Annotated in this window: 17 protein-coding genes; 10 read left to right on the top strand and 7 right to left on the bottom strand. The window is 64.6% G+C overall.

Annotated elements, in window-relative coordinates:
- Positions 1–36: 36 nt before the first annotated feature.
- From E4K65_RS31290 to E4K65_RS31275, 4 genes are all read left to right on the top strand, one after another.
- Positions 37–1,767 carry a cation:proton antiporter gene (locus tag E4K65_RS31290; protein WP_135177396.1) on the top strand — a complete coding sequence of 577 codons (1,731 nt, stop codon included), beginning with the start codon at positions 37–39 and terminating at the stop codon, positions 1,765–1,767.
- 188 nt (positions 1,768–1,955) lie between these two features.
- Positions 1,956–3,032 (top strand): 3,4-dihydroxy-2-butanone-4-phosphate synthase, encoded by a 1,077-nt coding sequence (gene ribB, locus E4K65_RS31285; protein WP_135177395.1) that lies wholly within the window; start codon positions 1,956–1,958, stop codon positions 3,030–3,032.
- Between the two features lie 131 nt (positions 3,033–3,163).
- Positions 3,164–4,378, top strand: coding sequence for an acyl-CoA dehydrogenase (locus E4K65_RS31280; protein WP_135177394.1), 1,215 nt, complete (start codon positions 3,164–3,166; stop codon positions 4,376–4,378).
- A gap of 189 nt (positions 4,379–4,567) precedes the next feature.
- On the top strand, positions 4,568–5,485 hold the full coding sequence (locus tag E4K65_RS31275; protein WP_027546211.1) for an MBL fold metallo-hydrolase: 918 nt from the start codon (positions 4,568–4,570) through the stop codon (positions 5,483–5,485).
- 115 nt (positions 5,486–5,600) lie between these two features.
- Here the strand turns inward: E4K65_RS31275 and E4K65_RS31270 are convergent, their stop codons facing one another.
- Both E4K65_RS31270 and E4K65_RS31265 read right to left on the bottom strand, forming a co-directional pair.
- Complete coding sequence (locus tag E4K65_RS31270) at positions 5,601–6,455, bottom strand: DUF1499 domain-containing protein (RefSeq protein WP_135177392.1); 855 nt, start codon at positions 6,453–6,455, stop codon at positions 5,601–5,603.
- A gap of 219 nt (positions 6,456–6,674) precedes the next feature.
- Entirely contained in the window at positions 6,675–8,303 is a 1,629-nt protein-coding gene (locus tag E4K65_RS31265) for a fatty-acid--CoA ligase (protein ID WP_135177391.1), read from the bottom strand.
- 65 nt (positions 8,304–8,368) lie between these two features.
- On the opposite strand from E4K65_RS31265, the gene E4K65_RS31260 reads away from it, so the two are divergent.
- A complete protein-coding gene (locus tag E4K65_RS31260; protein WP_135177390.1) occupies positions 8,369–9,439 on the top strand; it encodes an extensin family protein in 1,071 nt (356 codons plus the stop codon).
- A 36-nt stretch (positions 9,440–9,475) separates the two neighbouring features.
- On the opposite strand, the gene E4K65_RS31255 is transcribed toward E4K65_RS31260, so the two are convergent.
- Positions 9,476–10,156 (bottom strand): L,D-transpeptidase, encoded by a 681-nt coding sequence (locus E4K65_RS31255; RefSeq protein ID WP_135177389.1) that lies wholly within the window; start codon positions 10,154–10,156, stop codon positions 9,476–9,478.
- Positions 10,157–10,493: 337 nt separating this feature from the next.
- Here E4K65_RS31255 and E4K65_RS31250 point away from each other — a divergent pair, with 337 nt between their 5' ends.
- Together E4K65_RS31250 and E4K65_RS31245 are read left to right on the top strand one after the other, a co-directional pair.
- Positions 10,494–11,471, top strand: a complete 978-nt coding sequence (locus tag E4K65_RS31250; protein ID WP_135177388.1) for a magnesium transporter CorA family protein — start codon at positions 10,494–10,496, stop codon at positions 11,469–11,471.
- A gap of 185 nt (positions 11,472–11,656) precedes the next feature.
- Positions 11,657–11,875 (top strand): hypothetical protein, encoded by a 219-nt coding sequence (locus E4K65_RS31245; protein ID WP_074077209.1) that lies wholly within the window; start codon positions 11,657–11,659, stop codon positions 11,873–11,875.
- 183 nt (positions 11,876–12,058) lie between these two features.
- Here E4K65_RS31245 and E4K65_RS31240 read toward each other — a convergent pair whose 3' ends face one another.
- Positions 12,059–12,811 (bottom strand): SDR family NAD(P)-dependent oxidoreductase, encoded by a 753-nt coding sequence (locus tag E4K65_RS31240; protein WP_027546205.1) that lies wholly within the window; start codon positions 12,809–12,811, stop codon positions 12,059–12,061.
- Between the two features lie 76 nt (positions 12,812–12,887).
- A complete protein-coding gene (pdxH, locus tag E4K65_RS31235) occupies positions 12,888–13,529 on the bottom strand; it encodes a pyridoxamine 5'-phosphate oxidase (RefSeq protein WP_135177387.1) in 642 nt (213 codons plus the stop codon).
- A gap of 113 nt (positions 13,530–13,642) precedes the next feature.
- Here pdxH and E4K65_RS31230 point away from each other — a divergent pair, with 113 nt between their 5' ends.
- Together E4K65_RS31230 and E4K65_RS31225 are read left to right on the top strand one after the other, a co-directional pair.
- The gene (locus E4K65_RS31230) at positions 13,643–14,050 is read left to right on the top strand and encodes an RT0821/Lpp0805 family surface protein (RefSeq protein WP_167771290.1); all 408 of its coding nucleotides are present in this window, start codon (positions 13,643–13,645) and stop codon (positions 14,048–14,050) included.
- Between the two features lie 110 nt (positions 14,051–14,160).
- Positions 14,161–15,123, top strand: coding sequence for a DnaJ C-terminal domain-containing protein (locus E4K65_RS31225; protein WP_027546202.1), 963 nt, complete (start codon positions 14,161–14,163; stop codon positions 15,121–15,123).
- Positions 15,124–15,448: 325 nt separating this feature from the next.
- Here E4K65_RS31225 and E4K65_RS31220 read toward each other — a convergent pair whose 3' ends face one another.
- Both E4K65_RS31220 and E4K65_RS31215 read right to left on the bottom strand, forming a co-directional pair.
- A complete protein-coding gene (locus E4K65_RS31220) occupies positions 15,449–16,219 on the bottom strand; it encodes an anti-sigma factor family protein (RefSeq protein ID WP_135177385.1) in 771 nt (256 codons plus the stop codon).
- Positions 16,220–16,325: 106 nt separating this feature from the next.
- Positions 16,326–16,814, bottom strand: coding sequence for a sigma-70 family RNA polymerase sigma factor (locus E4K65_RS31215; RefSeq protein WP_011085414.1), 489 nt, complete (start codon positions 16,812–16,814; stop codon positions 16,326–16,328).
- Positions 16,815–16,986: 172 nt separating this feature from the next.
- On the opposite strand from E4K65_RS31215, the gene fabI reads away from it, so the two are divergent.
- The gene (fabI, locus tag E4K65_RS31210; RefSeq protein WP_027546200.1) at positions 16,987–17,802 is read left to right on the top strand and encodes an enoyl-ACP reductase FabI; all 816 of its coding nucleotides are present in this window, start codon (positions 16,987–16,989) and stop codon (positions 17,800–17,802) included.
- The last annotated feature ends 7 nt before the right edge of the window (positions 17,803–17,809 follow it).

Raw genomic sequence — 17,809 nt, 5'->3', positions numbered from 1 at the left:
CCGTCTCTAGGGTGCGGCGAAACGGACCAATTTGGCATGCACGAGCTCATTCGCGACATCACTCTCTGTATCCTGTTTGCCTGGATGCTGGGCCTGCTCGCCCATTTCTCCCGGCAGCCGCTGATCCTGGCCTACCTTATCGCCGGCTTTTGCATAGGTCCATTCGGTGCCGGGTGGGTCAAGTCGCAGGAATCGATCAGCGTCATCTCCGAGCTCGGCCTGATCTTCATGCTGTTCATGATCGGCCTTGAGATCGACCTGAAGAAGATCGTGCGGGCGGGAAGGGTGATCCTGTTCGCGGCGGGCGGCCAGCTGCTCGGCGGCTGCCTGCTCGGGGTCCTGTTCTTCGCCGGCATCGGCCTGTCGCTCGGCGGCGGCCATTTCGATGCGGTCTATCTCTGTATCGCCTGCGCGCTGTCGAGCACCGTCATCATCGTCAAGGTGCTCTACGAGAAGCGTGAGCTCGACACGCTGCCCGGCCGCATCACGCTCGGCGTGCTGGTGCTCCAGGATATCTTCGCCATCCTGTTTCTGGCGGTGCAGCCGAGTCTTGCCAATCTGCAAGTGAGCGTCATCCTGCTCTCGATCGGCCGCGTCGCGGTGCTGGTCGCAGCGGCGCTGCTGGTCAGCCGTTATGTGCTGCCGCGCCTCTTCCACCAGATCGCCCGCCGGCCCGAACTGATCCTGCTCGGCGCGCTCGCCTGGTGCTTTCTCGTCGCCGAGACCGCGGAGCGGCTGTCGCTGTCGCGCGAGATGGGCGCCCTGATCGCCGGCGTCTCGCTCTCGACCTTTCCCTATGCACTCGACGTCACCGCCAAGGTCACCACGCTGCGCGACTTCTTCATCACGCTGTTCTTCGTCGCGCTCGGCATGACCATTCCCGTGCCCGGCCTCTCCGTGATCGGGCTTGCCTTGATGATCGCGGCGTTCACGGTGGTGAGCCGGCTCGTCACGACCTTCACGCCGCTCTACCTGATGAAGCAGGGGCTGCGTGCCAGCCTGTTGCCGGCCCTGAACCTCGCGCAGATATCGGAATTCTCGCTGGTGGTGATCCAGACCGGGGTCACCGACAACCACATCGCCGCCGAAACGGCGAACGCGGCCTCCTTCGCCTTCGTGGTGCTGGCCGTGCTCTCGACCTTCGTGATGACGCGCAGCGACGAGATCACCCGCTGGGCGATCGGCCCGTTGAAGCGGATCGGCCTGCGCGATCTCGATCACGGCAACGGCCATGCCGAGGAGGGCCACGAGGGCGGCCATGGCGAGGCCCGCCGCATCGTCATCCTCGGCTTTTTCCGCGCGGCGAGCGCGCTGCTGGCCGAGATCGAACGGCAGGCGCCGGTGCTGCTCGAGCAGATCACCGTGGTCGATTTCAACCCCAATGTGTACCAGACCCTGCTTTCGCGCGGCCTGCACGTGATCTATGGCGACATCAGCAGCGCGGACACGCTGCTCCATGCCGGCGTCGGCAAGTCCGAGATGATCATCCTCAGCGTGCCGGATGCGCTTCTCAAGGGCGCCAGCAACGAGAAGCTCGTCCGCCACGTCCGCACCCTCAACCCGACCGCCATGATCGTGGCTACGGCCGATCTTTTGTCGGACGTGGGCGAGCTCTACGAGGCCGGCGCCAGCTACGTCACCGTGACCCGGCTCAGCGACGCCCACGAGCTGTTTACCGTGATCGAGGCCGCCCAGGCCGGCCTGCTCGCGGACAAGCGCGCCGAGCTCGACCTGCGGCTCGGCGAGCGGCGAGAGGTGCTGCCCTGACGGCGTCCGGTCGTCTTCCATCCGGGGTTTGTGCGCCTATATCCCTGGTATCTTCGGTGCAAGCCTGAGACCCGCCGCCCCGACGGCCATCCGGCATATGCGGTTGCGTCCAGGACACTAGCGCTTGGGGCCAAGTCCGGCTAAGGCGTCCGCTGAGCCCCCGGCTCATAACCGATAGAGATTGGGAAATGCCCGATACCGTCCAGGAAGTCTTGCAGGCCTTTGCCAGGGGCGAGCTCGTCGTCGTCACGGACGACGAGGACCGCGAGGGCGAGGGCGATCTGATCGTCGCGGCCTCGCTCTGCACCGCCGAGAAGATGGCATTCATCATCCGCCACACCTCCGGCATCGTCTGCGCGCCCGTGACCACGGAGGACGCGCGCCGCCTGCGGCTCGATCCCATGGTGGCCCACAACGATTCCGCGCACACCACCGCGTTCACGGTCTCGATCGACTACAAGCCCGACGGAGGCACCGGCATCTCCGCCGATGAGCGCGCCTCGTGCTGCCGCGCGCTGTCCAATCCCAATGTCGGCGCCAACGATTTCGCCCGGCCCGGCCACATCTTTCCGCTGATCGCCAAGGATGGCGGCGTGCTGCTGCGCTCCGGCCATACCGAGGCCGCCGTCGACCTCTGCAAGCTCTCCGGCCTGCCGCCGGTCGGCGTCATCAGTGAGCTGATGAACGACGACGGCAGCGTGATGAAGGGCGAGCAGGTCGCCCGCTTCGCCGTCCAGCACAAGCTCAAGCACGTCACCATCGCGGACATGATCGCCTACCGCCAGGTGCGTGAGAAGCTGATCGAGCGGGTCTCGACCTTCGTCACCGACAGCCCGATCGGCCCCTTGCAGGGCTATGCCTATCGCTCGCCGTTCGACTCCATCGCCCACGTCGCCTTCGTCTACAACGGCGTCGGCGACGGCAAGAACGTGCTGACGCGCTTCCACAAGCCGAACATCGTCAAGGACATCTTCACCGGCCACAAGCGCATGGCGGCCGTGCTCGAGCATTTCGAGAAGTCCGGCCGTGGCGTGCTGGTCTATTTGCGTGACGGCGCAGCCGGCGTGCCGGTGGCCCCGCTCCCGGACGAGACGTCGACGGAGGCCGACCGCAACCGCCAGTGGCGCGAGATCGGCGTCGGCGCGCAGATCCTGCGCGATCTCGGTGTCACCTCGATCCGGCATCTCACGTCCTCGGTGCACGACTACAAGGGCCTGTCCGGCTTTGGCATCGAGATCGTCGCCAACGAGCAGCTCGAAATCTGACGGCGTTGTTTCCGGGCTCGTGCCATTGCGCGCCCCGGAATGACCGAAACCAGGATGCAATTGCACTTGTTGCCGCGGCGCTTTACTTTGTCGGGCAATTCTTGACGGAACCAGACGCGAAAGGACGTTTCATGAGCGTGCGCCCTCAGGCCAAGGACAAGCCCGCTGCGGCTTCTTTCCAGTGGGACGATCCGTTCCTGCTCGATGAGCAGCTTACCGAAGACGAGCGCATGGTGCGCGACACCGCGCGCGCCTACGCCCAGGACAAGCTGATGCCGCGCGTCGCCAAGGCCTATCTCGAAGAGACGACGGATCGCGAGATCTTCAACGAGATGGGCGAACTCGGCCTGATCGGCATCACGCTGCCGGAGGAGTACGGCTGCGCCAATGCGAGCTACGTCGCCTACGGCCTGGTCGCGCGCGAGATCGAGCGGGTCGATTCCGGCTATCGCTCGATGAATTCGGTGCAGTCCTCGCTGGTGATGTACCCGATCTACGCCTATGGCGACGAGAACCAGCGCAAGAAGTACCTGCCGAAGCTCGCCAGCGGCGAGTGGGTCGGCTGCTTCGGCCTGACCGAGCCGGACGCCGGCTCCGACCCGGCCGGCATGAAGACCCGCGCCGAGAAGGTCTCGGACGGCTATCGCCTGACCGGCAGCAAGATGTGGATCTCGAACGCGCCGATCGCCGACGTGTTCGTGGTCTGGGCCAAGTCGGCCGCGCACGACAACCAGATTCGGGGCTTCGTGCTGGAGAAGGGCATGAAGGGCCTCTCCGCGCCGAAGATCGGCGGCAAGCTTAGCTTGCGCGCCTCCATCACCGGCGAAGTCGTGATGGACGGCGTCGTGGTTCCGGAAGACGCGCTGCTGCCCAACGTCTCCGGCCTCAAGGGCCCGTTCGGCTGCCTCAACCGCGCCCGCTACGGCATTTCCTGGGGTGCGCTCGGCGCGGCCGAGGACTGCATGCACCGCGCCCGTCAGTACACGCTTGACCGCAAGCAGTTCGGCAAGCCGCTTGCCGCGACCCAGCTGGTGCAGAAGAAGCTCGCCGACATGGAGACCGAGATCGCGCTGGGCCTCCAGGGCTCGTTGCGCGTCGGCCGCCTTATGGACGAGGGCAAGTTCGCCCCCGAGATGATCTCGATCATGAAGCGCAACAATTGCGGCAAGGCGCTCGACATCGCCCGCGTCGCGCGCGACATGCACGGCGGCAACGGCATCTCGATCGAGTACCACGTGATGCGCCACGTCCATAACCTCGAGACGGTCAACACCTACGAGGGCACCCACGACGTCCACGCCCTGATCCTGGGCCGCGCCATCACGGGCATTCAGGCGTTTTTCTAGTCGCCACGTACTCCGTGGCCGTTGTTTTGCTCGGCTGTCGTCGTCCGCCCTGTGCGCAATTGCGCACTAGAGCGGACGATCCAGTATCCCAGAGACCTCGCCTTGGCCACGGACGCTACGGCGTACTGGATACCCCGCTTTCGCGGGGTATGACGGCGAGGTGTGGGGCAGCAGTGCACAGGAAGTCCGATGTCCGACAGCGACGACGTCCCGTTCAACCGCAACTTTCCACTCAAGGCCGGCGTCGTCGAGGAAGTCCGCCCCGGCGTGCGGCGCGTGCTCTGTAACAATCCGAGCCCGTTCACCTTTACCGGTACGGTCAGCTACATCGTCGGCACGGGCAACGTCGCGATCATCGATCCCGGTCCGGACGACGCGGCGCATGCGGCGGCGCTGCTCGATGCCGTGCGCGGCGAGACGGTGAGCCATATCTTCGTTACCCACACCCACCGCGACCATTCGCCGAACACGGCGCGGATCAAGCAGGCGACCGGTGCGCCGGTTTATGCCGAGGGCCCGCACCGCGCCTCGCGCCCGCGCTTCGAGAGCGAGAAGCACAATCCGGAATCCGGCGTCGACCGCGATTTCGCGCCCGATACCAGGATCGCCCATGGCGACGTCGTCGAGGGCGCGGGCTGGCGCCTCGAGGCGGTGGCGACGCCGGGCCATACCGCCAACCATCTCGCCTTCGCCTGGCCCGAGCGAAAATTCAACTTCGTCGGCGACCACGTGATGGGCTGGTCGACCTCGATCGTTGCGCCGCCCGACGGCTCGATGATCGACTACATGGAATCGCTCGACCGCTTGGCCGCCCGCGAGGAGGATCTCTATTTCTCGGGCCACGGCCCCGAGATACCGGACGGCCCGCGCTTCGTGCGTTTCCTGATCCGCCACCGCAAGGCGCGCGAAGCCTCGATCCTGCATCGCCTCGCCAAGGGCGAGGCCGACATCCCGACCATGGTGCGCGCGATCTATATCGGCATCGATCCACGGCTGACGACGGCTGCCGGCTATTCCGTGCTGGCGCATCTGGAAGATCTGGTCGCCCGCGGCGTGGTGGCGACGGATGGCGATCCCGTGATCGGTGGGACGTATCGGATGGCTTAGCTCGTCATTCCGGGGCGCGCGTCAGCGCGAACCCGGAATCCATCGGCCGCAGCATTGGTGGATGAATGGATTCCGGGCTCGGTCCTGCGGACCGCCCCGGAATGACGCTAGCGCGTCACTTCTTCACCGTCTTCGCCGGTGCCTTCGGCGGCGTCACCGGGGTCTTCTTCACCGGCTTCAGCGCGTCCGCATCGGCGGCGGTGTTGAGATCGTCGATGAATTTCTTGACGCGTGCGGCGTTGCTGCCGAGGTCGCTATCGAAATAGCGCGAGGCGGAACGGATATCGACGCGGGAATCGTCGCCGTCGGGCACGACCCTGATGGAAATGTCCTCGCGCAAACCCATGATCGGTGTGCGCGCCACCGCCTCGATGCGGCCGATGCGGCGCGGCGGCTGCGGCGCGCGCTCGTCGATGACGAGCCATTTGCGCTTGTTGACGAGCTGCAGCGCGATCGCATAGGCGCGGTCGACCGGGATCTCGAGTTCGATCGGCTCGATATCGGGATAGAAATGGCGCTGCTGCTCGGCCGAATAGAGGCCGGCATAGACCGCGGTATTGGCGCCTTCACCGGCGCGCAGGCGCGCCAGCGCGTCGAAGCGGGGCGGGTCGATCGGGTCGGTGGTGACGTCGTGGATCGCCGGCAGCTTGCGGTATTGCAGGCCGAGATAGGCGGGGTAGGCGAGGATCATGCCGTCGATCAGGAAGGCGAGGAGGATGCGCGCCATGCCGCGCGAGCCGTTCTGCCAGATCGCGGCGAAGCCGGCGAGGCCGAACAGGATCGAGAGCGCGGCGATGGCGAGGCCGCCGAAGAAGGTGACGAGCGCGGGCTTCGGCTCCAGAAAGCCGAACCGGACGACGATGATCGACACCGCCACCGCCACCACCGCGAACACGGCCAGATTGCGCGCCCAGCTGGCGAGGCTGGACACGGGCTCCGACTGGTAGGGAGCGGAAATCCTGCGGGCCATCGGGTGAGCTCTGCCGGGGTTTTCGAGGCGGTGCCGCGCCGATCTGGCGCGACGATAGGAGGCGTTGAGACCACGCCCCGGCGGCAATTTCAAGGGATACCGGGTTGCTCCTGCCCGTCATTCCGGGGCGCCCGAAGGGCGAACCCGGAATCTCGGGATTCTCAGGTTCGCAATTGCGAACCATAGTTCGATGCCGTTGGCATCACCCCGGAATGAGTCCTACGCCGCCGCGTTCGGGAAGCGGTAATCCTTGAACTGGTCGCGTAGCGCGGTCTTCAGGATCTTGCCGGTGGCGGTGTGCGGGATGCCGTCGACGAAGGCGACGTCGTCCGGCATCCACCATTTGGCGATCTTGCCGTCCATGTACTTTAGGATGTCCTCGCGGCTGGCCTGCTGGCCCTGCTTGAGCTGAACGATGAGCAGCGGCCGCTCGTCCCATTTGGGGTGGAATACGCCGATCACGGCGGCTTCCGCCACGGCCGGATGGCCGACCGCGAGGTTTTCGAGGTCGATCGAGGAGATCCACTCGCCCCCGGACTTGATCACGTCCTTGGAGCGGTCGGTGATCCGCATGTAGCCGTCCTCGTCGATGGTCGAGACGTCGCCGGTGTCGAAGAAGCCGTCCTCGTCGAGGATGTTGGCATCGACCCGGTAATAGGCCTTGGCGACGGCGGGGCCGGAGACCTTGAGGCGGCCGAAAGTCTTGCCGTCCCAGGGCAGCTCCTTGCCAGCATCGTCGGTGATCTTCATCTCGACCGCGAAGGGTGCATAGCCCTGCATCTGGAGCACGTCGAGCCGCGCATCGCCGGTCGCGTCTTGGAACGGCGGCTTCAGCGCCGCGACGCTGCCGATCGGGCTCATCTCGGTCATGCCCCAGGCGTGGCGGACGTTCGAGCCCATGTCGAGGAAGGCCTTGATCATCGAGCGCGGCATCGCCGAGCCGCCGCAGATCACCATCTTCAGCTCAGGCAGCTTCAGATTGTTGGCGGTCATGTGCTGGAGCAGCATCAGCCACACCGTGGGCACACCCGCGGTGTGGGTCACCTTCTCGGTCGAGAGCAATTCATAGACCGAGGCGCCGTCGAGCTTGGCGCCGGGCATCACCAGCTTGGTGCCTTGCGAGGGCGCGGAGAAGGCGATACCCCAGCTGTTGGCGTGGAACAGCGGCACCACCGGCAGCATCGTCTCGGAGGCGCTGGTACCGAGCGCATCGACGTTGTTGGCCATCAGCGCGTGCAGCACGTTGGAGCGATGCGAATACAGCACACCCTTCGGATCGCCCGTGGTGCCAGATGTGTAGCACATCGCCGCCGCCGTGTTCTCGTCAAAGTCCTTCCATTTGAATTTGCCGTCGGCCTGCGCAATCCAGTCCTCGTAGGCGATCACATTCTTCAGCGTGGTCTCAGGCATATGCGCCTTGTCGGTCAGCACGACGTAGCGCTCCACGCTTGGCAGCTTGTCGGCGATCTTCTCCAGGATCGGAACGAAGGTGATGTCAGTCATCACGATGCGATCCTGTGCATGGTTGATGATCCAGGCGATCTGCTCGGGGAAAAGGCGGGGATTGACGGTATGGCAGATGGCGCCGATTCCCATGATGCCGTACCACACCTCGAGATGGCGCCAGGTGTTCCAGGCGATCGTTGCGACGCGGTCGCCGACCTTGATGCCGTCGCGCTCCAGCACCTGCGAGACCTTGAGCGCCCGCTTGTGGATCTCGGCGTAGGTGGTGCGATGGATCGGTCCCTCGACCGATCGCGTAACGACCTCCTGCTTGCCATGAATCCTGGCGGCGTGTTCGATGATCCGGTGGCAGAGCAGGGGCCAGTCTTGCATCAAACCAAGCATTCCGACGTTCCTCCGAGAAGTCGCTGGACGCGTTATCGCTCTCAGCGTTGGGCCAAAGAATTGTCATGAGTTTTAGCCTGCCGGACTTTCGCCGCAAATGGTCTTGTCGCGGCTATATGTCCGCCGGCGCGGCAATGGTTACCGCCGCGCTCGGGCTGACGCTTGCGCTCGCGGACCGGGCGGAGGCGCGAAAATATAGTGCGCCGCTCGATATCTTTGGCTTTGGTACACCACGGCCGCGCGCGACGGTTCATGCCGCCAAGATCCCGCTACCAAAACCACGCCCTGCGGAAGCCCCCAAAGCACCGGACGAGGCGGCACCGGAGGCCGACGGCAAGCCTTCCCCGGACAAGCCGGCCGAGGCCACGCCGCCGCCGGAGAAACAGGTCTCGGCCTGCCGGCTCGCGCTGACCGAGGAGATCGCGATTGCCCCCTCCATTCCGGATATCCGTGGCCCCGGCGCCTGCGGCGGCGAGGATCTGGTGCGGCTAGAGGCCATCGTGCTGCCGGACAAGCGCAAGGTGGCGGTCAAGCCGGCGGCGATCCTTCGCTGCACCATGGCGTCTGCGATCGCCGACTGGGTACGCAAGGACATGGTGCCGCTGGCCACCAGCCTCGGCTCGGCCATCGCCGATCTCGACAATTTCGATAGCTTCGAGTGCCGCGGCCGCAACCGCATCGCCGGCGCGATGCTGTCCGAGCACGGCAAGGCCAACGCCCTCGACGTCCGCGCCATCAAGCTCGCAAACGGGCAGTCGATCGGCCTCACCGATCGCACCATGTCGCGAGACGTGCGCGAGCGTGTGCTGCATTCGGTGTGCGCGCGCTTTTCCACCGTGCTCGGCCCGGGCTCGGACTGGTACCACGAGGACCATATCCATCTCGACCTGGCGCAGCGGCGCAACGACTACCGGATCTGCCAGTGGAACGTCTGGGATCCCCTGCCGCAGATCGCTCCGCTGCTGCCGGCGGAACGGCCTGAGGAGGCGCCGCCGCGCGAGGTTGCGTCCAAGCCCGAGGCAAAGGATGGAGCTGATGACGAGGCGGCGGAGAAATCCCCCGCGCCTGCGAACAAGTCGGCGGCCGGCGGCGACAAGGTCCCGTCACGCAAGCCCGCAACAAAAAAGCGCCGGTAAAACCGGCGCTTTTGAAAGGCCTCGGGAAAGGCCGATTTAGTAGGAAGAATTGGAGCCGCCGCCCTGGAGCGCAAGGCGCGAATTGTAGGGCGAGTCGCCGTGCTTCGGCTCGAGCACCACGACGATGGTGCCGACCTTGACCCGGTTATAGAGGTCGATCGCGTCCTCGTTGGTCAGGCGGATGCAGCCCGACGAGATCGAGGCGCCGATATATTCCGGCTGGTTGGTGCCGTGGATGCGGAACAGCGTGTCCTTGCCACCCGAGTAGAGATACATCGCGCGTGAGCCCATCGGATTGTCCGGACCGGGCGCAACATAGGTCGGCACGCCCAGGCGCGAAATCTCGCCCGGGGTCGGATGCCAGGCCGGCCACTCGGTCATGCTGCCGACCTTGGCGATGCCGGACCAGGCCATGGCTTCTTCACCGACGGTGATGCCGTAGCGGATCGCCTTGCCGCCATCCATCACCCAGTAGAGGTAATGGTTGTCGGAATCGACCACGATCGAGCCCGGCGATTCCTTGCGGTGGTAGTCGACGATGGCGCGGCGGAACGGCTCCGCGACCGGGGTATTCTCGTACCGGACCTTGGCGAGCAGTTCCTTGTCCTTCGGCTTGAAGGCCTTGGTGTCGGTCGCCTCGAAATGCGTGGCCTGCATGCAGCCCGACAGCATCAGGCCGGCGGCCAAAATACCCAACTTAACTTTCAGCGACGACATGATTTGGTTCCAATCAAAACAATACCGCGCGGGAAAGCCTGAGCTTAGCGCCCAAGTTCCTCGACTCCGTTAATCCCATTATCGTTGAAATCTGCCACAATTCCAGCACTCAAGGCCTTTTCCCGCGCTGCGAGACCTCAGCTGTGGCTTTTTTGCCGCAAGTTTTTCGACTTTGAGCGGGTTTTGGGGCAAAGCGTGCCGAACTGTCGATTCCGTGCCACGGTTGGGCCACGGCGTCGCCACAAATGCAAACGCTCCGTTAATGTGCTTGTCATGATGAACTTGTCAGAATCGCGCTAAAGGCTGTCATTCTGTCGCAGGTTCTCTGGAGTTGTTCATGTTTTCGGTGTTTGTCCCCTCCGAGTCCTCCCTCAAGAAGGCTGTCGTCGAGGATCTCACGGCGCTGCCGGAGAGCGCGGTCTGGATCGACCTCTTCAGTCCGAGTGCGGCCGAGGACAAGGCGGTAGAGCGGCTGGCGGGCATCGCCATTCCGACCCGGGAGGACATGCAGGAGATCGAGATCTCCAGCCGCCTCTATATCGAGAACGGCGCGCGCTACATGACCGCGACGCTGATGTGCCACTCGGATACCGACATGCCCCGGACCACGGCGGTGACCTTCATTCTCGGCGACCACCGCCTGGTGACGGTACGCTACGACCTGCCGAAGCCGTTCGCCCTGGTCGAGGCCAAGCTTGGCCGCTCCTGCACGCCGGCGATCACCGGCGAGATGGTGCTGATGGAACTGCTGGACGCCGTGATCGACCGTTGCGCCGACATTCTGGAGCGCTGCGGCGCCGAGATCGACCAGGTGTCGCATGACATTTTCGAGCCCGAGAGCGAGCGCCACGGCCACGCCAAGCAATATTCCCAGATCCTGATCTCGATCGGCCGCAAGGGCGATCTCACCTCCAAGGTTCGCGAGAGCCTGGTGTCGATCGGCCGCGTCGTTGCCTTCCTCTCGGCGGTGGTGGAGGGCGTGAAATGGTCCAAGGACATGCGCGAGCAGCTCAAGACCATGCAGCGCGACGTCTCCTCGCTGACCGACCACGCCTCCTATCTCTCGAGCAAGATCACCTTCGTGCTCGACGCCATGCTCGGCGTCGTCAATCTCGAGCAGAACAACATCATCAAGCTGTTTTCGGTCATGGCTGTTGTCCTGATGCCGCCGACGCTGATCGCCTCGATCTACGGCATGAACTTCAAGTCGATGCCGGAACTCGAATGGGTGCACGGCTATCCGATGGCACTGGTGCTGATGCTGATCGCGGCCATCGTTCCGTACTGGATCTTCAAGTTCAAGAAGTGGCTCTGATACCTACCGAGACCTTACGCCGTTCGTCGAGACACGGTGGTTGGTGTCGCAGAATAGAGCGGGATTGCGGCGTCGCGGTGATGCGTGGCTGCCGCCCCAATTCCTCCGGTAAAATTTGAGCGGTGAGCTGAACGTTTGCGCGAAACTTGTCTGCGATAAGTAGTGCGTAGCCGCGAGGAACAGCCATGGTTGAAAAACACATAACGTCGCCCCGGAACGTCATCGATCTGGCGAACTATCGTCAGGCCCTGGCGAACGGCAAGGCGTCGTCGATGTCGGCACGCATGTGCCGGCACTGTGGTGCTCCGCTGCTCGATGGTGAGAACGACGACGACTGCTCGACCGCATTCAGCACGGCAACGCCAAGGCCGCGCGAGAGGTCACGTCGGATTCGACTCGATTGAGCAACGGAAGGTAAGGGCGATCCAGGTCTTGCGGCGGCTTTGTCTGGATCGCCTTGCTTCCGTTCCAAGTTACGGCAGATTCAAAAATCCAATTCACCGTCATTCCGGAGCGCCCTGAGGGCGAATCCGGAATCTCGAGATTCCGGGCTCGGTGCTTCGCATCGCCCCGGAATGACAGTGCGCCTAGACGTGCTGGCCGCCGTTGATGTGGATCTCGGCGCCGTTGACGTAGGACGAGGTGTCCGTGCACAGCACGTAGACGATCTTGGCAACCTCGTCGGGCGTGCCGAGCCGGTGCATCGGGATCTGCTGCTCCACGATCTTCTCCGTGCCCGGCGACAGGATCGAGGTGTCGATCTCGCCCGGCGCGATCGCGTTGACGCGGACGCCGACGCGGCCGAAGTCCGAGGCCATCTCGCGCGTCAGGGATGCGAGCGCGGCCTTGGAGGTGGCATAGGCCGCGCCTGCGAAAGGATGCACGCGCGAGCCCGCGATCGAGGTGACGTTGACGACCGAGCCCCTGGCCGCCTTCAACTCCTCGATCAGTCCGCGCGCCATCATGATCGGCGCGAAGAAGTTGACGTGGAAGACATGCGTCCAGGTATCGAGATCGGTGTCGACCGAGCCGAGCCGCGAGCCGCCCGGGCCCTTCGGCGAGATCGCGGCGTTGTTGACCAGCGCATGCAGCATGCCGCCCTCGAGGCGGTCGCGGATTTCGGAGATCGCGCGGGTCGTGTCCTTGGGGTCGGCGAGGTCGACCTGGATGTGGTCCTCAGGACCCGCATCCCAGGGGCAGTCCTCCGGGAAGGGATGCCGCGAGCAGGTGATGACGCGCCAGCCCGCCGAGGAGAAACGGATCACGGTGGCATGGCCGATACCGCGGCTGGCTCCGGTCAGGAGCAGCGTGCGTCGCGGTGCGTTTGACGAATGCGGCATGAAGGTCTTTCAGGTTGGAGCATGATCCGGAAAAGTGTGCAGCGGTTTTCCGAAAAGATCATGCTCAAACAAAATGCTAAGGGTACATCCGCGTCTTGGACCACTTCTGGCCCGCGGCGTCACGACGAAATTCGATGCGGTCGTGCAGACGGAATGGGCGATCGTGCCAGAACTCGATGCGGACCGGTGTGATGCGCCAGCCGCTCCAGCCCGGCGGCCGCGGCACCTCGCTGATGATGTACTTGGCCGCGACTTTTGCGATGGCCTGTTCGAACGCGAAGCGGCTCTCCAGCGCCTCGGACTGCTTGCTCGCCCAGGCGCCGATCTGCGCCTGCTTGGGACGGGTGGCGAAATAGGCGTCGGCCTCGGCGTCGGTCACCGGCGTCACGTTGCCGCGGATGCGGACCTGACGGCGCAGCGACTTCCAGTGAAAAAGTAACGCTGCCTTAGGATTTGCGGCGAGTTCACGGCCCTTCTGGCTCGCGATGTGGCTGTAGAAGACAAAACCCCCGGTATCGAAGCCCTTCATCAACACCATGCGCACATCAGGCAGGCCTTCCGGGTCGACGGTTGCGAGCGCCATGGCGTTCGGATCGTTCGGCTCGCTCTTGATCGCCTCGTTCAGCCAGGCCTCGAACAGCGCAAAAGGCTCGTCGGCGGCGGTGAAATCACCGGATGTTAAGGGTGTCTGGTGTTTCATCGAGGTCGTGTCGGTCATGTCTGGAGTCCGAGTTGCGTTCCGCGGCCCAAAACGCGTTGTTGTCCGCTACCGCCCTATATAGGGCATGGGGACGCGTTGGCCTATCGGCGATCCGGCCGTCCGGCTTTGCCATGACGGTGATCCTGATCGGCTTCGGCGCCGGCGGTTGCAGCTTTTCCCGCAATGACACCAGCGCCTATGCCAAGGCCGCCGACAGCGACCTCACCGGCTCGATCATGCGGCCGGCGAAGGACGCGGCACCGACCGAGACTGATCTTGCCTTCGCCCGCAACGCTGCGTCCGACGTGCTGAGCAAGGGCGACAAGGATTCCAGCCAGCACTGGGAGAATCCGGATACCGGGGCGCGCGGCTCGGTGACGCCGATCGCGCAATCCTATGCCGCCGAGGACGGCCGCAAATGCCGCGATTTCCTCGCGAGCTACGTCAACGGCAATACCGAAAGCTGGCTCCAGGGCGCCGGCTGCCAAAGCAGCCGTGGCCGTTGGGAGATTCATACGCTAAAGCCGTGGCGGAGCTAGGATTCGGCCGGCAATTCTAGTTGCAAAAATGCCACTCTCTCCCCACATGGTTCGCAGGTGGGGCGGGGAGCCCTTTGAACAATTCGATTTCTTTGAAGGAGACGTGACGGATGCGCGACCCCTATGAGGTCTTGGGGGTGCCGCGGAGCGCCAACGCTGCCGCGATCAAGAGCGCCTATCGCAAGCTTGCCAAGAAGCACCATCCCGATAGCAACAAGGACGACCCGAAGGCCGCCGAGCGTTTCGCCGAACTCAATTCGGCCAACGAGATCCTCGGCGACGAGGACAAGCGCAAGCAGTTCGACCGCGGCGAGATCGACGCCGACGGCAAGCCGCGCTTCCAGGGTTTTCCGGGCGGCGGCGGGCCGCGTGGTCGCGCGGGTCCCGGCGGGTTCGAGAGCTATACGTTCCGCTCCGGCGGCGGCCCGGGTCAGGGTGGCGGCGCCTTTGAAGACATCCTCAACAGCATGTTCGGCGGCGGGGTGCGCGGCGCGCGGCCCGGGGCCGGCAGCGCCGGGCAGTTCGAATTCGACACCGGCGGGGTCGGGCTCGATCTCGACGTGAACGTCGCCATGTCCGTCTCGCTGGAGGAGTCGGTCAAGGGCGGCGAGAAGCGCGTCCGGCTGCCGACGGGCAAGGAGCTCAACGTCAAGATCCCGGCCGGCGTCACCGAGGGTCAGCAGATCCGGCTGCGCGGGCAGGGCGAGAGCGCCCAGGGCCATCCGCCGGGCGATCTCCTGATCACCATCGGCATTGCGCCGCACCCGTATTTCAAGGTCGAGGGCGCGGATCTCAGGATCGACCTGCCGGTCACGCTCTACGAGGCGGTGCTCGGCGGCAAGGTCCGCGTGCCGACCCTTGGCAATGCGGTCGAACTCTCGGTCCCCAAAAACACCTCCAGCGGCCGCACCTTCCGGCTGAAGGGCAAGGGTCTGCCCAAAGCGGGCGGAACCGGGGATCTCTTCGTCACCGTCAGGATTATGCTACCGGACGGGAACGACGCCGAGCTTGAGGCATTGATGGAGAAGTGGCGGGACCAACACCCCTACAATCCACGTAGCGGGCTTGGTTAGGGCGCGATCGGAACTGAAGGGGTTTTCCAAAGGTCTACAGCATCCTCCCGGGAGATGATGCTCATCATATGCCTGAGGCGCGATAGCGCTTCCCGGCTCACATGCTCGACGTGTCGGCTGTCCGGCGGGGCAGCCGATAAAAAGGTGCGGCCTCGAGAGGGGGACCAGCGCGGTACCAAAAACCCCAATCGAGGCCGCCCGCGTCGATCGGCGGATCGAACGCTACTCATTTTCGCGTGATCATCCGGTGCGATAATGAGACGCGCCGATGTCTTGATTCCAAATTTTCAATGACGGAATCGAGGCACCGCGCTTGTGCGGTTGTCTAGGTGCCGTTTTTCTCTGCCTGGTCGTACACCGCCTGCGCCACCTTGGTCAGCCGGTCGCGATCGCCGCCGCCGCTGACGACGTAGCCAACGCCGCGCTCGGCCCAGAACAGCGCGCCGTCCTTGTCCGTCCTGGCGTACCGCATCTGCGTTGCACCATTCTCGGTCTTGGCAGTGTAGATCGTGTACCGCTCGCCCGAGGCGCCCTCATACATCAGGAACGACGCCGGCCCGTTCGGCCCCGGCAGGAGCCGGCCGCCGACCAGCTTCAACCCACTCGCCTCCAGGTTCGGTGCGAACACGGTCCACCCGCAGCGCCTGGTCAGCCAGGCCTGAAGATGGTCGCGCTCGTTGCCGCCGACCTCGACGGGGTGGCGGACCTCGACGACATAGAGGCGGTGGGCGTCGAGTGCGTCCGCCGTGAAGCTCTGGAAGGTCGAGGGAGCGCTGGCGGCGCCATGCGCGACCCAGCCGGCGGTGCCGCCGGCGACGAAGGCAACCAGCACAGCCGCGGCGGCGCCATAGAGCCATTGCCGGGGGCGGCGCTCCAGCCGTTCGAGCTCCAGCCGTGCCGGCACCGGCTCCTGGGCGACGGTATCGTAGCGGGCGTGCAGCATCTCGGCCATGGTGCGCCAGGACTGCACCCGCTCGGCATCGTCAGGATGGGCGGCCAGCCAGGCCTCGACGTCGGCACGTCGCTCGGCCGGCAGCTCGTCATCGACATAGGCGTGCAGTTCGTCTTCGGTGATCGGAATATTGCGGTCGTTCATATCGATCGTCTCTGGCTCTGCGGCCCAAAATATCCTTCGTGCCTCAACTTCGCTCGCCTCATCGACAGACTGCTGGCGGACACTACGCGATGCATCAATCCCGCCATCATTTCACCCGCCTGAGCGCCGGGCGCTCACCCTCCAGCGAGGCTTTAACGTGGGCGCGGGCGCGTGCCAGGCGCGACATCACGGTGCCGATCGGCACGCCCTGGATGTCGGCGACCTCGCGGTAGCTCATGCCCTCCAGCATCACCAGCAGCAGCACCGAACGCTGCTCCTCGACCAGCGTTGCCAGCGCCTTCTCGATGTCGCGTCCCTCGGCTTCGGTCCCGCTGGCATCCGGGTTGTTCTCCGTCAGCTGCATGAATTGCGGCCGCCTTGCCAGTGAGCGCCGCCGGTTCTTGTTGAGGTTGGTCAGGATCGTATACAGCCAGCTCCTGACGTCGCCTCCGAGAAACAGGCGCTCCGAACGCAGTGCGCGCACCAACGTATCCTGCACCAGATCGTCGGCCGCATCCGCATCGCGCGTGAGCGCGCGGGCGTAGCGGCGCAACGCCGGGATCATGGCTTCCACACTCTGGCGAAACGCACTCATTGCCGTCTTGACGTCCTGGTGTTCGGCGCGAGCGCCTTACCCATCATAACACCCGAACGGAACGGCTATTCCGGCGCTCGAAACAGCGTTAACGCCGCGTATTAGGACTGTACCGCGAAGGAGGGCTGGTGTACCTCCAGACCTCAACGAGAGCTCGACGGGACGTTCAAAAATGGCGCAGAATTCAGGTCTGATGCAAGGCAAGCGCGGGGTGGTCCTCGGCGTTGCCAACAACCGCTCGATCGCCTGGGGCATCGCCAAGGCATGCCACGCAGCGGGCGCCGAGCTCGCCTTCACCTATCAGGGCGATGCGCTGAAGAAGCGCGTCGAGCCGCTCGCCGCCGAGATCGGCGGACTCGTGCTCGGCCATTGCGACGTCACGGACGCCGCGACCATCGACGCCGCCTTCGCGGTGCTGAAGGAGAAGTGGGGCAAGATCGACTTCCTGGTGCACGCGATCGCCTATGGCGAGCAGCTCGACGGCCGCTACGTCGACACCACGCAGGAGAACTTCTCCAAGTCGATGCTGATCTCCTGCTACTCGTTCACCGCCGTGGCACAGCGCGCCGAGAAGCTGATGACCGATGGCGGCTCGCTCATCACGCTCTCCTATTACGGCGCCGAGAAGTGGATGCCGCATTACAACGTGATGGGCGTGGCGAAAGCGGCGCTGGAGGCAAGCGTGCGCTATCTCGCCGCCGACCTCGGCGAGAAGAACATCCGCGTCAACGCGATCTCGGCCGGGCCGATCAAGACGCTCGCGGCCTCCGGAATCGGCGACTTCCGCTATATCCTGAAGTGGAACGAGCACAACGCGCCGCTGCGGCGTAACGTGTCGACTGAAGACGTTGGCGGCAGCGCGCTGTATTTCCTTTCCGACCTCTCGCGCGGCGTCACCGGCGAGGTGCACCACGTCGATTCCGGCTATCACGTACTCGGCATGAAGCGGCCGGACGCGCCGGACATTTCGTTCGGCGGGAAGGACTAACGCTTAC

The organism is Bradyrhizobium niftali (genome assembly GCF_004571025.1).
GTDB lineage: Bacteria > Pseudomonadota > Alphaproteobacteria > Rhizobiales > Xanthobacteraceae > Bradyrhizobium > Bradyrhizobium niftali.
Note: the sequence above shows the minus strand (reverse complement) of the source record. Positions and strands in the feature narration are given on the sequence as shown.

Excerpts from the sequence above, each read along its gene's own strand:
- E4K65_RS31270 (WP_135177392.1), bottom strand. The coding sequence starts at position 6,455 with ATGGCCCGCAGGATTTCCGCTCCCTACCAGTCGGAGCCCGTGTCCAGC.
- fabI (WP_027546200.1), top strand. The coding sequence starts at position 16,987 with ATGGCGCAGAATTCAGGTCTGATGCAAGGCAAGCGCGGGGTGGTCCTC.
- E4K65_RS31230 (WP_167771290.1), top strand. The coding sequence starts at position 13,643 with ATGACGGTGATCCTGATCGGCTTCGGCGCCGGCGGTTGCAGCTTTTCC.
- E4K65_RS31255 (WP_135177389.1), bottom strand. The coding sequence starts at position 10,156 with ATGTCGTCGCTGAAAGTTAAGTTGGGTATTTTGGCCGCCGGCCTGATG.
- E4K65_RS31275 (WP_027546211.1), top strand. The coding sequence starts at position 4,568 with ATGTCCGACAGCGACGACGTCCCGTTCAACCGCAACTTTCCACTCAAG.
- E4K65_RS31245 (WP_074077209.1), top strand. The coding sequence starts at position 11,657 with ATGGTTGAAAAACACATAACGTCGCCCCGGAACGTCATCGATCTGGCG.
- E4K65_RS31250 (WP_135177388.1), top strand. The coding sequence starts at position 10,494 with ATGTTTTCGGTGTTTGTCCCCTCCGAGTCCTCCCTCAAGAAGGCTGTC.
- E4K65_RS31215 (WP_011085414.1), bottom strand. The coding sequence starts at position 16,814 with ATGAGTGCGTTTCGCCAGAGTGTGGAAGCCATGATCCCGGCGTTGCGC.
- E4K65_RS31260 (WP_135177390.1), top strand. The coding sequence starts at position 8,369 with ATGAGTTTTAGCCTGCCGGACTTTCGCCGCAAATGGTCTTGTCGCGGC.
- ribB (WP_135177395.1), top strand. The coding sequence starts at position 1,956 with ATGCCCGATACCGTCCAGGAAGTCTTGCAGGCCTTTGCCAGGGGCGAG.
- E4K65_RS31225 (WP_027546202.1), top strand. The coding sequence starts at position 14,161 with ATGCGCGACCCCTATGAGGTCTTGGGGGTGCCGCGGAGCGCCAACGCT.
- E4K65_RS31265 (WP_135177391.1), bottom strand. The coding sequence starts at position 8,303 with ATGCTTGGTTTGATGCAAGACTGGCCCCTGCTCTGCCACCGGATCATC.
- E4K65_RS31280 (WP_135177394.1), top strand. The coding sequence starts at position 3,164 with ATGAGCGTGCGCCCTCAGGCCAAGGACAAGCCCGCTGCGGCTTCTTTC.
- E4K65_RS31220 (WP_135177385.1), bottom strand. The coding sequence starts at position 16,219 with ATGAACGACCGCAATATTCCGATCACCGAAGACGAACTGCACGCCTAT.
- E4K65_RS31240 (WP_027546205.1), bottom strand. The coding sequence starts at position 12,811 with ATGCCGCATTCGTCAAACGCACCGCGACGCACGCTGCTCCTGACCGGA.
- E4K65_RS31290 (WP_135177396.1), top strand. The coding sequence starts at position 37 with ATGCACGAGCTCATTCGCGACATCACTCTCTGTATCCTGTTTGCCTGG.
- pdxH (WP_135177387.1), bottom strand. The coding sequence starts at position 13,529 with ATGACCGACACGACCTCGATGAAACACCAGACACCCTTAACATCCGGT.